Here is a 13,091-nt window from a genome sequence, read left to right as displayed (position 1 = left end):
GGCGTCAGCGGCGTTGCAGTCTCAGCCGTATGCCGCCCTTGGGATGCAGCGTGATGAGCGGAGCGAATCCCACCGGCGGCTGCCCGGGGGGCCTCGTGACGTGAAATGCCTGGGCGAGCATGACGGTGATGATGTGCAGCTCGGTCAGTGCGAATTGCTTGCCGAGGCAGTAACGCGGACCGCTGCCGAATGGCTGGTACACGCCGCGCGGGCGCTTGGCGACTTCCTCGGGCGTGAAACGCTCGGGATCGAACCGGGTAGGGTCCGGCCAGAATTCCGGATGCCGGTGGAACGTGAAGAGATTCAGATAGACGTCGGTGCCCTTCGGGATCCGGTAGCCGTCGATGACGTCCTCGTCGACCGCGTGCCGCATCGTCTGCCACGCGGGCGTGAAGAGGCGTAGCGTCTCGTCGATCACCCGGCGCGTGTACGACAGGTTCGGCAGGTCGTCGAAGGTGGGCACCCGCCCGTCCAGCACCCCGTCGACCTCTTCCTGCACCCGGCGCTGGATGTCGGGGTGCGCGGCGAGCTGGTAGAAGATCCACGAGATGGAGTTGCTGGACGTCTCGTACCCCGCGATGATCATGGCGAGGATCTCGCTGGTCAGCTGTTCGTGCGTGAGCCCCGTGCCCGTCTCCTCGTCCAGCGAGTTCAGGAGCAGGGTGAACAGATCGGGCTTGTCGCTCCGGTGCTCCATGCGCGCCGAGATGAGGTACGCGATGAACGCGTCCATGTTCCGGATGAGCGCCCGCAGCCGGTTGCGGGAGGGCGAGTACCAGGACAGCGGCGGGAACGGGAACCGGAAGAACTTCCCGGCGATCGCGTTCACCTCCAGGAAGTCCCGCTCGAACTGCCGCCCGCGCTCGGCCGCGTCCACTCCGAAGAGGGCGCGCAGCACGATCTTCAGCGCCAGATCGGCGACGTCGGCGGTGACCTCGACGGGGGTGCCCGCGTCGGCGTCCGGCTCCCAGGCGCGCAGCAGCTCGGCGGTGAGATCGCTGATGTTGGTGGTGAACCCGGCCACGCTGGAGCGGTGGAAGGACGGCTGCATCAGCTTGCGGTGCGTCCGCCACGACTCGCCGCCCTTGTTGGCGATGAGCCCCTCGCGCAGCACCGTGCGGGTGGCGCGGTAGAGGAAGTTGTCCTTGTCGTAGTTCTGGTGGTGATCGACCAGGACGTGCTGGAGGTGGTCCGGGTGATTGATCATCACGGTGGGCAGTCCGCCGAGGCGCATGTGGAAGATGTCGCCGTGGGTCTCGACCGAACGCACCAGAAAGGCGAGTTGGTCGCGCCGCATGTCCTTGAGGCCGACGAGGTTCTCCCGCAGGCTCAATCGTGGAACGGGTCGGGCGGAAGAGCTCTCTGATTCGGGCAGCCTTGATCCGACGGGTGTGCTGGACACGTGAGTTCCTCGCGACATCGGGAGCTGGAGCGATCACTTTTCGGGGAAACTATCCGTCCGCAATATCGCGCCGTTATCGGGAAGGTTCATGGTGGCTTGATCCGAGGCGCGACCCTACGATGCCGCCATGACCGTCCTCCTGATCGGCAACGGAACGCACGGCGACATAGCACCGCTCATCGGCCTCAGTACCCGTCTTCAGGCGGCGGGCCACTCCGTCGCCATCGCGACGTACAAGGCATTCGAGCAGCAAGTCAGGGACAGCGATACGGAATTCCGTATTCTGCCGGGTGACCCGAGCCTGCTCGGCGTCAATGAACAGGGCCGCCTCAAGAAGAAGAGCCTCGGCGAATCGCTGCGGGCGGGCCGCTGGCTGCGGCGGATTCTCCGGCACTCCGAGGAACTCGCCGACGGTCTGATCGCCGCGGCCGAGAAGGACACCGACGTCCTGGTCTGCAGCGGCCTGACGATGTTCCACGGCTACCACCTGGCGAAGGCCCTGAACCTGCCCAGCATGGGCCTCGGCCTCCAACCCCTGCACCCCACCGGGGACTTCCCGCCGCCTGTCGGCGTCTCCTCACTGGGCCGCTGGGCCAACCGCGGTCTCGGCGAGCTGATGTTCACCACGGGACTGACCCCGTGGTCGAGCTCGCCGGAGTTCTGCGCCAGGATCGGCGTGCCCCGGCTGAACACCGCGCAGACCCTGCGCCGCACGGCCGAGGAGCGCTGGCCCGTCCACTACGGCTTCAGCCCCTCCGTGGTGCCGCGCCCCGCGGACTGGCGGCCCGGCGTGGACGTGGTCGGCTACTGGTGGCCCCACGAACGGCCCGGCTGGCAGCCGCCGCGGGAACTGGTCGACTTCCTCGACGCGGGGCCCGCGCCCGTCCGCGTCGGCCTGGGCAGCGCGGGCGACCCCCGCGACGCCGAACGGCTCGGCGAACTGCTGCACGCCGCCCTGCGCAAGGCGAAGGTACGGGCGGTCGTCCAGTCGGGGACCGCGGGCATCGACCTCGCCGGCGACGACGTCCTGACGATCGGGAACGCCCCGCACAGCTGGCTCTTCCCGCGCACGGCCGCCGTGGTGCACCACATGGGCGCGGGCACCACGGGAGCGGGCCTGCGCGCGGGCGTGCCCACGGTGGGAGTGCCCACCTTCGGCGACGCCCCGTTCTGGTCCCGCCGCCTGGTCTCCCTGGGCGCGAGCCCCGGTTACGTCCCCATCGGCGAGCTGACCCCGGACCGCCTCGCCGCGCTGATCCGCGCCGCGGTCCACGAAAGACGCCACACGGACCGCAGCCGGGCCCTGGCCGCGGCACTCGCCGCCGAGGACGGCGGGGCCCGCACGGTCGCGGCGGTGGAGCGGCTGCTCGACCGTGGCACCGCATGACGTCAGTGCAGGATCTCGGCGCGCATGCGCTCCTGCGGCGTGGCGATGTCCCAGTAGCGAGCAGTGCCCCGGGCGTCCTTGAAGGCGCCGGTGCCGCCGGTGATGGCCATGTCGAGCGACCGCGCGTCGCTCGCCTGCAGCGATTGCATCGTCAGGGAACCACGCTCGAGCTCGATCGTGATCACGGCCTGTGACGTGTGCCTCTCGCCGTCGACGCTGACGACCTGAGACGTCCCGGCCCCGCGCCCGACCGTGCGGCCGTTCTCCACGGCGGTGCCGCAGAAGACGCTCATGTCGCCCAGGCCCGGCCCGGTCGGACCGACGTCGATGGCCTTGTACTCGAGGTCCTTGATCTGGAGCTCGATGACCTCGGCCCGGTCCTTGCCCGAGGTGTCGGCGGCCGCGCTGCCCACGGCGAGGACGCCGACCCCGGCGGCCACGAGCGACAGGGCGGCACATTTCACGAGCAGGGGTCGTCTCTTGCCGTTCTCCATGGCGGAAGCTCCTCATCGAGATCTGCGGGTGCGAACAACTGGACGCTATGGCGCGCCCGTTGTGCCCGTCCAAGACCAATGCCGCTATGACGTCATGACGTCCGCGGAATGAGAAGGGAGTGGGGAGGCGGTGGGGAGAGGGGACAACGCAAACGGTGCTGACCGAGATTCGGTCAGCACCGTTTGGTGTACTGCGTGGTGTCCGAGGGGGGACTTGAACCCCCACGCCCGATAAAGGGCACTAGCACCTCAAGCTAGCGCGTCTGCCATTCCGCCACCCGGACTAGGTGTCTGTCTTCGCGGGGTTTTCCCCGCGGCGACAGAGAGAACATTACCAGGCTTCCGGGGGCACTCGATCACCCCTCCCTCGGCTGTGAACGGACGATGACGACACCCGCCCGGCCTTGGGCGATGAGGTCAGGAGAGAGAGGATGAGGGGGACCACCAGCTGCGAATGCGGGAGGAGCCAGCGTGAGCGGGTCCAGCACGGGCAAGGCCGTCACCGGCGAGGACGAGGTCGTCGACCTCTGCCGTGAACTGATCCAGATCGATACGAGCAACTACGGCGACCACTCGGGCCCGGGGGAGCGCAAGGCCGCCGAGTACGTGGCCGAGAAGCTCGCCGAGGTCGGGCTCGAACCCAAGATCTTCGAGTCCCACCCCGGCAGGGCCTCCACCGTCGCCAGGATCGAGGGCGAGGACCCGTCGCGGCCCGCGCTGCTCATCCACGGCCACACCGACGTCGTGCCGGCCAACGCCGCGGACTGGACGCACCACCCCTTCTCGGGTGAGATCGCGGACGGCTGTGTGTGGGGCCGGGGCGCCGTCGACATGAAGGACATGGACGCGATGACCCTCGCGGTCATCCGTGAGCGCATGCGCACGGGCCGTAAGCCCCCGCGCGACATCGTGCTCGCGTTCCTCGCCGACGAGGAGGCGGGCGGCACGTACGGCGCGCGGCACCTCGTCGACAACCACCCCGATCTCTTCGCGGGGTGCACGGAGGCGATCAGCGAGGTCGGCGGCTTCTCCTTCACCGTCAACGAGAACCTGCGGCTCTATCTCGTCGAGACGGCGCAGAAGGGCATGCACTGGATGAAGCTGACCGTGGACGGCACCGCCGGTCACGGTTCGATGATCCACAAGGACAACGCGATCACCGAGCTCTCCGAGGCCGTCGGGCGCCTGGGGCGGCACAAGTTCCCGGTGCGCGTCACCAAGACGCTGCGGCACTTCCTCGACGAGCTCGGCGACGCCCTCGGCACCGAGCTCGACCCCGAGAACATGGACGAGACGCTCGCCAAGCTCGGCGGCATCGCCAAGCTCATCGGCGCCTCGCTGCAGAACACCGCCAACCCGACGGAGCTCGGCGCCGGTTACAAGGTGAACGTGATCCCCGGACAGGCCACCGCGCACGTCGACGGCCGTTACCTGCCGGGCTACGAGGAGGAGTTCCTCGCCGACCTGGACCGGATCCTCGGCCCGAACGTGCGGCGCGAGGACGTGCACGCGGACAAGGCCCTGGAGACCACGTTCGACGGCGCCCTGGTCGACGCCATGCAGACCGCCCTGCGCGCCGAGGACCCGATCGCGCGCGCCGTGCCGTACATGCTCTCGGCCGGTACGGACGCCAAGTCCTTCGACGACCTCGGCATCCGCGGCTTCGGCTTCGCGCCGCTGAAACTGCCGCCGGAGCTGGACTTCGCGGGCATGTTCCACGGTGTGGACGAGCGGGTCCCGGTGGACGGCCTGAAGTTCGGGGTGCGGGTGCTCGACCGTTTCATCGACGCCTCCTGACGCGAGACGTTTCTTGACGGGAACCGTCCGATTTGCGTGCTGAAACGACTTTCCAACAATCGCCAGCGCGTACGTACTTGAATGGAAAGAGTGAAAGGGGTCCTGGGCTCGTAGCCCCACAACTTCCCCCTCGTTACAGGTGATGCAGTCCGCGGCTGGGACTGCATTTGCCAACAAGGAGGAATAATGATCAAGAAGGTCGTCGCTGCTGCGGCTGCCACTGGTGGTCTCGTGCTCGCTGGCGCGGGCATCGCCGCTGCCGACGCCGGTGCCCAGGGTGCCGCCGTGAAGTCCCCCGGTGTCGTCTCGGGCAACGTCATCCAGGTGCCCGTGCACGTGCCGGTGAACGCCTGTGGCAACACGGTCTCCGTGATCGGGCTGCTGAACCCCGCCTTCGGCAACACCTGCATCAACAAGTGACGTTGTTGTGCCTCACCCCTTGAGGGGTTGAGTCCGTCGGCCCCGGAGTGCGTGCCATGCACTCCGGGGCCGACGGGCATTTCGCGCCCGGGCAAGGAGGCCCGGGCGTTTTCCGGAAGGCAAAAGGCAGGGAACAGCTATGCGACAGGTCACGCGCAAAGGTCTGATGACCGTGGCGGCCGCGACCGGCGTACTCGCCGTGACCGGCGGCTACGCCCACGCGGACTCCGGTGCTGAGGGCAGCAGTTCGCAATCGCCCGGTGTGCTGTCGGGCAACTCCGTCCAGCTCCCGGTTGACGCTCCTGTCAACGCGTGCGGCAACACGGTGAACGTCGTCGGGGTCCTCAACCCCGCGATGGGCAACAACTGCGCCAACGGCTCCCACCACGGGGGCGGTTACGGTTCGGACAAGCCGCACGGCGGCGGGTCTACGGCGCACGGCCACACCAGCGACTCACCCGGCGTCGGGTCCGGCAACAGCGTGCAGGTGCCGATCGACGCCCCGGTGAACGTGTGCGGCAACAGCGTCACCGTCGGCGGCCTCGGCAACGCGGCCACCGGCAACAGTTGCGCCAACGAAGGAGGCCAGGCGGTGACCCCGCCCGGCTCCAAGCCGCCGGGGAGCCCGGAGCACCCCGGCAAGCCGGAGCAGCCGGGTACGCCCGAGCACCCCGGCACGCCGGAACACCCGGGCAAGCCGGAGCAGCCCGGCAAGCCGGGACAGCCGGAGCAGCCGGGCAAGCCCCACCAGCCCGGCAAGCCGCACGCTCCGGTGGGCCCGGTCGACCGTGCCATGCCGAACCACCCGGGCACGCAGAGCGTCACGCCGCCCGAGGGAACCTCGCAGCTCGCGGAGACCGGCACCTCGATGCCGATCGGCCTCGCGCTGCCGGTGGGCGCGGGCGCACTGCTCGCGGGCACCGTGCTGTACCGCAGGGCTCGGGCGAACGCCTGAGTGACCCCGCGTGCGAGCACGTCGAAACGGAGCGGGCCCCGCGACTGCGGGGCCCGCTCCGTTTCTCACCAGGTGGCCCTCAGCTGGCGGATGATCCGCCGCTTCAGCCGCACGCGGCGGCTCCCGTCGGAGTGCAGGCTCAGGCGATCCAACTCCCAGTGCCCGTACTCCGCGTGGTCCGTCAGCAGGCGTGTGGCTTCCTTGCGGGTCACCCCACGCGGTACGTACACGTCGACAAATTCGTATTCCGGCATCGCATCTATTGTGCGGGCATGGGCCCGGTACGGATAGCGTCTGCACTATGTCTGATGCTGCGCAGCCCACCGCTGCCGAGGTACGTGCCGCCGCCGAGGCGGTCAAGACCGCGCTCGACCGACACCTGGCCGCGGTCGAACGCAGGTCGGGCGAGGACGATCCGGCCGTCTACGAGGCGTTCAACGAGCTCGCCGCCGCGGCCGAGGAGTACGACGAACTCCTCTACGACCGCTACGACGAGGTCACCCCCTTCGAGATTCCCGGCACGGAGGATGCCCTGCCGCCCTACCAGGGCCCGGCGGAGGCGAACGCGCTGAGCGTGCTGATCCGTCGCGACTACGCCGTGGTCGAGCCGCAGCGGCTGCTCGCCCAGGCCCAGCGGGTCGCCGACCTCGACGCGGAGGGTGGGGGCGCGGGGCCCGCCGACACCGTGCACGGCGCGCTCGGCGTCCTCTTCGGCGAGTTCGAACCGGACGAAATCGCCTCCCGGCACAAGGAGTTCGGTCTGGAGGAGGGGGACTCCACGCTCTGGGTCACGGCCGCGGACGCCCCCGCCGATCCGGGGGAGTGGCTCGACGCCCCCTTCGACCAGGCCGACCCGCACCGGGTCGTGTGCCGCTTCGACGTCAGCGCGGTCTTCGACGACGAGCTGGACGACGACGCCCTGGACGGGGTCGACGCGGACGTCGACATCGACCCGGACCTGGTGGTGCCCCTCGACGAGGTCGAGGACATCGAGGACGCGGACGAGCCGGATGACGTGGAGGGCGAAGTGGACGCCGCGGACCGGGGCGCCGGACGCTGACGGCGAGAGCCGGCTGACACCGGCACGAACATCGGCAAGCGCGCCGCTCCTCGCAGGGGCGGCGCGCTTGTCCGTGTCCGGGACAGGCGGCGACGGGTCCGCTCAGACGGCCACCGACGGCACCTGCGGGCGCAGGAGCGTCTGCAGACGCGTCGTACGGTCCTTCCAGAGGCGCTCCGCCACCGCGCGCGGCAGCGCCTGCTCCACGCCCCGCACCACCGAGAGGTGCCGCTCACCGCGGCTGAACGCGGTGTAGACCCACGGCCGGGTCAGCGCCTGGCCGGCGTCGCCCGGCAGCACCACGACCGCCGCGGGCCAGCGCAGCCCCGTCGCCTGGTGCGCGGTGAGCGCCCACGCGTGCCGCACCTCCTGCTCGACCCGCTCCTTGCGTACGACGACGGGGGCGCCGTCGCACTCCAGGTGCAGCCCTTCCGCGTCGGCCCGCACCACCCGGCCGAGCGTCGTACGGCCCGCTGCCGGGACGTGGGCGACCCGGTCGCCGGGGTCGAAGCCGCCGAACCTGCCGGGGCCGGGGTTCAGCCGCTCCTTCAGGGCGGCGTTGAGCACGCGCGTGCCCGCGGCGCCGCCGTGCCCGGGAGTGATGACCTGGGTCTGCTCGGCGGGCACCCCGATCGCCCGGGGCACCGAGTCCGCGACGAGCTGCACGGTGCGGTGGATCGCCTCCGCGGCGTCGCGCACCGGGACGATCACGACTTCCTTGCCGGGCGCCTCGACCTGGTTCAGCTCGCCGATGCCGATGCCGGAGACCAGCTCGCCGATGGGGCCGGGGTCCGGGGTGCGCGAGACGACCTGGGGGCAGCAGCGCGCCGCGACGAGGTCCGCGAAGACCCGCCCCGGCCCGGCCGACCACAGCACGCCGGTGTCGCCGCCGAGCACCAGGCGGGCGCCGTCCGGCAGGGACTCCGCGAGCATCGCCGCCGTCTCCACGTCCAGCTGCGGAGCGTCCAGGACGACGAGGAGGTCGAGCGTGAACGCGCCGTCCGCGTCCCGTCCGGGGCCCTCGGCCCCGGCGAGCAGCCCCGCCACGGTCACCGCGGCCGCCTCGGGCACGCCCGGCGCCTGTGCGACGCGCTGGCGTCCCTCGGCGCTGTGGGTGGCCACGCAGACTCGCAGATCCATCGCCGCGGCGGCCGCCACCAGGGCGGCGGGCTCCGCACGCGCCGTCTCGCCGCCGGTGTGCAGCACGAGGCCGTGCCCGGCCACGGCGCGGACCAGCTCGGCGGCCGAGCCGGAGAGCTCGGCGGCCGCGGCCTCCCAGTCGTCGGCCGACGGGCCCAAAGCGTCGTCCTTGGAGAGGGAGTTGATCACTCGGGCGAGCCCGTCCGCCAGGCTCTCCTCCGCCAGCGCGTACCGCTCGAGTCCGATCAGGACGCGGACCGGGCGCTCCTGCTCCTCCTCCGCGCCGTCCTGCGCGTCCTCGTCGTCCGAGCGCTGGACCGGTACCTCGGCGCCCTCGATGGCGTCCTGGAAGACCAGGGCCTCGCCCTCGGCGACGGCGCTCTGCACCGCGGCGTCGGGATCCGGCACGGAGCGCTGGGCGAGCGCGGCGACCAGCGCCGAGGAGTCGAGCGCCGTGTGCCCCGCGACGGCGGCCTGCTCCAGGAGCCAGACGGTGATCGCGCGGCCCCTGCGCTCGTCGTCGGGACCGCACTCGGCGCCGAGCAGCGCCCGCGCGAACCCGTCGGCCTGCTCGGTCCTGACGCCGGGAACCCGCAGCAACTGCCAGGGGTCCTCGCGCAGCAGGCCGTCGGCGCCCTCGCCGAGCGCGGCCGCCGCCGGGGCCGCGAGGGTGGCGGGGGCGCCGCCTTCGGTGAGCACGGCCCGCACCGCTTCGACGGACTCCGCCGCGGGAGCCGACGCCGCCACCGGCTCCTGTGCGCGCGCCGGTCCGGCGGCGGGGGAGGGGGCGGGCCTGCGCGGGGCGGGCTCAGGATCACGGAAGGCGCTGGCGACGGGCTGCTCGCCGCTCTCCACGGCGCGCACGGCGGCGAGGAGGTCGGCGGCGGTACCGCTCAGCTTCGTCCCGGCCGCGATCGGTCCTTCCTTGGACGCCTTGCGCTGTTCGATCCGCTCCCTGAGCTCGCGCTGCGCGGCGATCTCCGCCTCGGTCTCCGACAGCTCGGCGGGCTCCGCGGACTCGGCGGCCTCGGTGGTTCCGGCGGCTTCGGCGCTCTCGCCTTCGCCGTCCGCGCCGTCCGGGGCGGCGTCCGGCGTGCCCGGTCCGGCTTCCTCCGCGGCAGCGGTCTCCGCTTCCTCCGCGGCAGCGGCTTCGGGCTCCGTACTCACAGCGTGCTCCAGTCTTGATCGGGATAGCGGTGCACGGGCGCCGACACGTCGTCGAGCGCCTGGCAGATCTCGTCAGGAAGACTAAGGGTCTCCACTGACAAAGCGGCCGCGAGCTGCTGCGCGTTGCGCGCGCCGACGATCGGCGCGGTCACTCCGGGGCGGTCCCGCACCCAGGCCAGGGCGACCTGGAGCGGGGTCGCGGCGAGGCCGTCGGCGGCGGTCACGACCGCGTCCACGATGCGGCTCGCCGCGTCGTCCAGATAGGGCGCGACGAAGGGCGCCAACTGGTCGGACCCGCCGCGCGAGTCGGCCGGGGTCGCGCGGCGGTACTTGCCGGTGAGCACGCCACGGCCGAGCGGCGACGAGGGCAGCAGGCCCACCCCGAGGTCGACGGCCGCGGGCAGCACCTCCCGCTCGACGCCGCGCTGCAGCAGGGAGTACTCCATCTGCGTACTGGCGAGACGGGTGCGCGTGCCCGGCGCGGCGAGCTGCCAGGTCGCGGCCTTGGCGAGCTGCCAGCCGCAGAAGTTGGCGACTCCCGCATAGCGGGCGCGGCCGCTGCTGACCGCGATGTCGAGGGCTTGCAGGGTCTCGTCGAGGGGCGCGTCGGGGTCGAAGGCGTGGACCTGCCACAGGTCGACGTGGTCCGTGCCCAGGCGGGCGAGCGAGGCGTCGAGCGCGGCGAGCAGATGGCCGCGCGAGCCGTCGACGCGCCGCTCGGGGTCGGGCACGCTGCCCGCCTTGGTGGCGACGACCAGGTCGTGCCGGGGCACGAGCCGCTCCATCAGGCGCCCGAGCAGGTACTCGGCCTCCCCGTCGCCGTACACGTCGGCCGTGTCGACGAGGGTGCCGCCCGCCTCCCAGAACGCCTTCATGAGGTCGGCGGCGTCGTTCTCGTCGGTGTGCCCCCAGGTGAGGGTGCCGAGTCCGATGCGGGACACGCGCAGGCCGGTCCGGCCGAGATGCCTCTGCTCCATGGGCGCTGAGATTACTGGCCGGACTCCTGTGACGGGTGGGCCTGTGGACAAACCATCGAATGTGCAGAACTCGGCCACCCGTTCCGGTCGCCCCCGCCTCCGGCGCCCCCGGTCCGCCCCTGACGGATCGGCCACCCGCGCGCTACAGTCCCCGGCACAGGGACGTTACTCATGAGTACAGCGGTAAGGGGATCGGCCATGCAGCTCGGGATCAACCTCGGCTACTGGGGCGCCGGGATGGACGCGGACAATCTCGCCGTCGCCAGGGAGGCCGACAAGCTCGGCTACGCGGTCTGCTGGGCCGCCGAGGCGTACGGCTCGGACGCCGCGACGGTGCTGTCCTGGGTCGCGGCCCAGACCGAACGCATCGACATCGGATCCGCGATCTTCCAGATCCCGGCCCGCCAGCCCGCGATGACGGCGATGACGGCGGCCACCCTCGACTCGCTCTCCGGCGGCCGCTTCCGCCTCGGCCTCGGCGTCTCGGGCCCGCAGGTCTCCGAGGGCTGGTACGGCGTAAAGTTCGACAAGCCGCTGGCCCGCACCCGCGAGTACGTCGAGATCGTCCGCAAGGCGATGACCCGCGAGCGCCTCTCGCACGAGGGCGAGCACTGGACGCTGCCGCTGCCCGGCGGCCCCGGCAAGCCCCTCAAGCTCACCGTCCACCCCCAGCGCGAGCACATCCCGCTGTACATCGCGGCGATCGGCCCCAAGAACCTGGAGCAGACCGGCGAGATCGCCGACGGCGCCCTGCTGATCTTCCCGGCCGCCGAGCACCTGGAGGAGACCGCGCTCAAGCACCTGCGGGCCGGGCGCGCGAAGGCGGGCAGGACGATGGAGGGCTTCGACGTCGTCCCCACGCTGCCGCTGGCCGTCGGCGACGACTCCCAGGTGGAAGCCCTCGCGGACATGTTCAGGCCCTACACCGCGCTGTACGTCGGCGGCATGGGCAGCCGCAAGCAGAACTTCTACAACCAGCTCGCGGGGCGCATGGGGTACGAGAAGGAGGCCGCCGAGATCCAGGACAAGTACCTGGCGGGCGACAAGGACGGCGCGGCCGCCGCGGTGCCGCACCAGCTGATCGACTCGACGACCCTCCTCGGCTCCGTGGACCGCATCGCCGAGCGGATGCGGGCGTACGCGGCGGCCGGGGTGACCACGCTGACGCTGGCGCCCGCGGGCTTCACGCTGGAGGAGCGGCTCACCGCGCTGCGGGCCGGCACCCAGGCGCTGGAGCGCGCCGGACTGGCGTAAAGCGGGAGGGGGAGGTTTCTGCGGCCGTGGTGGGGGCTCGGGGGGTCTTCCCCGCCACGGCCGTCACGGAGCACAACGCGCCACCGGGCCCCCGGTTACGGCCTGCGGCACGCCGTCGTCGTCCGCCGTCGTCCTTCGTTCGGCGGAGTAGACCGGTACACCTGTTGCTCAGCGCCGAACCTCGCATTTGACTATTTCTTTGCGGAGGTTCGTGCCCAGGGCATGGAGGTGCCAGTGATGCTGTCGGCCAAGAGCGTCTTCGAGGAAATCCTCGACAACGACGAGTCGTTCCGGCTCTTCTGTTCGATCGCCGCCAGCGGCGAGGCCCAGGGAGGCTGGGAGAACGGCCGGATCGCCGCGCTCGTGCCCGAGGGCGAACGGGCGCTGGCCCCCAAGATCGCCCGGCACGGCGCCGACGAGGACAAGCACGGCCGGATCTTCAACGCGCTGCTGAGGAAGCGGGGGCTCGCCCCCGTCGAGGTCCCGCACGAGACCGACTACACGATGCTCCTGGAGAAGCACGGCATCGGCCTCGCGCACGAACAGTTGAGGGCCGACAAGCCGCTCACCGTGCAGGACATCGTCACCTACCTCGCGCACAGCAGAGTCACCGAGCAACGCGCCTCCGAGCAGATGCGACTGCTGCTCAAGTACTTCGCCGACCACCCGGACATCGGCCGCGCGGTCCGCATGATCTCCGGCGACGAGGACAACCACCTGGCGTACTGCCACGAGGAGTTGCTGCGCCTCGCGCGCGCCGGTCACGGCCGCGCCATCCAGCGCGCCCTGCGCGAGTGCGCGCTCGCCGAGATCGGCGTCTACCGCGACGTGAGCCTCGCCGTGATGGACCACATGGGGCGCGTCCTGGGCTGGCCCCCGGTCAAGCGGCAGGTGCTCGCCGCGGGGATCCACGGCGTGTACGCGTACGAACGGCTCGTCGGCTGGCGGCGGATGGTGTCCCTGGAGATGCCCGAGCGCCGCGACGCGCTCGGCGGTCCCGCGGCCCCCGCACCCGGGTTCGCCTAGACCGCCCGCAGC

At 71.4% G+C, this 13,091-nt stretch carries 12 protein-coding genes and 1 tRNA gene; 7 read left to right on the top strand and 6 right to left on the bottom strand.

The features are described 5' to 3' along the window. Positions 1-4 precede the first annotated feature (4 nt). Positions 5-1,333 carry a cytochrome P450 gene (locus tag KY5_RS07620; protein WP_159072501.1) on the bottom strand — a complete coding sequence of 443 codons (1,329 nt, stop codon included), beginning with the start codon at positions 1,331-1,333 and terminating at the stop codon, positions 5-7. 196 nt (positions 1,334-1,529) lie between these two features. On the opposite strand from KY5_RS07620, the gene KY5_RS07615 reads away from it, so the two are divergent. Further along, complete coding sequence (locus KY5_RS07615; RefSeq protein ID WP_098241494.1) at positions 1,530-2,789, top strand: glycosyltransferase; 1,260 nt, start codon at positions 1,530-1,532, stop codon at positions 2,787-2,789. A 2-nt stretch (positions 2,790-2,791) separates the two neighbouring features. Here KY5_RS07615 and KY5_RS07610 read toward each other — a convergent pair whose 3' ends face one another. Continuing rightward, positions 2,792-3,283, bottom strand: a complete 492-nt coding sequence (locus tag KY5_RS07610; RefSeq protein ID WP_098241493.1) for a dirigent protein — start codon at positions 3,281-3,283, stop codon at positions 2,792-2,794. A gap of 196 nt (positions 3,284-3,479) precedes the next feature. Further along, positions 3,480-3,567, bottom strand: a tRNA-Leu gene (locus tag KY5_RS07605). Between the two features lie 187 nt (positions 3,568-3,754). Here KY5_RS07605 and KY5_RS07600 point away from each other — a divergent pair. From KY5_RS07600 to KY5_RS07590, 3 genes are all read left to right on the top strand, one after another. After that, positions 3,755-5,080, top strand: coding sequence for a M20/M25/M40 family metallo-hydrolase (locus KY5_RS07600; protein ID WP_098241492.1), 1,326 nt, complete (start codon positions 3,755-3,757; stop codon positions 5,078-5,080). A 186-nt stretch (positions 5,081-5,266) separates the two neighbouring features. Next, positions 5,267-5,500: a chaplin ChpH gene (chpH, locus tag KY5_RS07595; protein ID WP_055544536.1), complete on the top strand. Its 234-nt coding sequence runs from the start codon at positions 5,267-5,269 to the stop codon at positions 5,498-5,500. Positions 5,501-5,639: 139 nt separating this feature from the next. Next, positions 5,640-6,455, top strand: a complete 816-nt coding sequence (locus KY5_RS07590) for a chaplin (RefSeq protein ID WP_098241491.1) — start codon at positions 5,640-5,642, stop codon at positions 6,453-6,455. A 65-nt stretch (positions 6,456-6,520) separates the two neighbouring features. Here the strand turns inward: KY5_RS07590 and KY5_RS07585 are convergent, their stop codons facing one another. After that, positions 6,521-6,709, bottom strand: coding sequence for a DUF5703 family protein (locus KY5_RS07585; RefSeq protein WP_055544534.1), 189 nt, complete (start codon positions 6,707-6,709; stop codon positions 6,521-6,523). Positions 6,710-6,756: 47 nt separating this feature from the next. Here KY5_RS07585 and KY5_RS07580 point away from each other — a divergent pair, with 47 nt between their 5' ends. Beyond that, a complete protein-coding gene (locus KY5_RS07580) occupies positions 6,757-7,515 on the top strand; it encodes a hypothetical protein (RefSeq protein ID WP_098241490.1) in 759 nt (252 codons plus the stop codon). 102 nt (positions 7,516-7,617) lie between these two features. Here KY5_RS07580 and KY5_RS07575 read toward each other — a convergent pair whose 3' ends face one another. Together KY5_RS07575 and KY5_RS07570 are read right to left on the bottom strand one after the other, a co-directional pair. After that, positions 7,618-9,822 carry a helix-hairpin-helix domain-containing protein gene (locus KY5_RS07575; protein ID WP_098241489.1) on the bottom strand — a complete coding sequence of 735 codons (2,205 nt, stop codon included), beginning with the start codon at positions 9,820-9,822 and terminating at the stop codon, positions 7,618-7,620. Continuing rightward, positions 9,819-10,799 (bottom strand): aldo/keto reductase, encoded by a 981-nt coding sequence (locus KY5_RS07570; RefSeq protein WP_098241488.1) that lies wholly within the window; start codon positions 10,797-10,799, stop codon positions 9,819-9,821. The genes KY5_RS07575 and KY5_RS07570 overlap by 4 nt, the downstream gene beginning before the upstream one ends. A 198-nt stretch (positions 10,800-10,997) precedes the next feature. On the opposite strand from KY5_RS07570, the gene KY5_RS07565 reads away from it, so the two are divergent. Both KY5_RS07565 and KY5_RS07560 read left to right on the top strand, forming a co-directional pair. Beyond that, a complete protein-coding gene (locus KY5_RS07565) occupies positions 10,998-12,053 on the top strand; it encodes an LLM class F420-dependent oxidoreductase (protein WP_098241487.1) in 1,056 nt (351 codons plus the stop codon). A 237-nt stretch (positions 12,054-12,290) separates the two neighbouring features. Further along, on the top strand, positions 12,291-13,079 hold the full coding sequence (locus tag KY5_RS07560; RefSeq protein WP_098241486.1) for a ferritin-like domain-containing protein: 789 nt from the start codon (positions 12,291-12,293) through the stop codon (positions 13,077-13,079). Positions 13,080-13,091 lie beyond the last annotated feature (12 nt).

The organism is Streptomyces formicae, from assembly GCF_002556545.1.
In the GTDB taxonomy this organism is placed as follows: Bacteria; Actinomycetota; Actinomycetes; order Streptomycetales; family Streptomycetaceae; genus Streptomyces; species Streptomyces formicae_A.
Note: the sequence above shows the minus strand (reverse complement) of the source record. Positions and strands in the feature narration are given on the sequence as shown.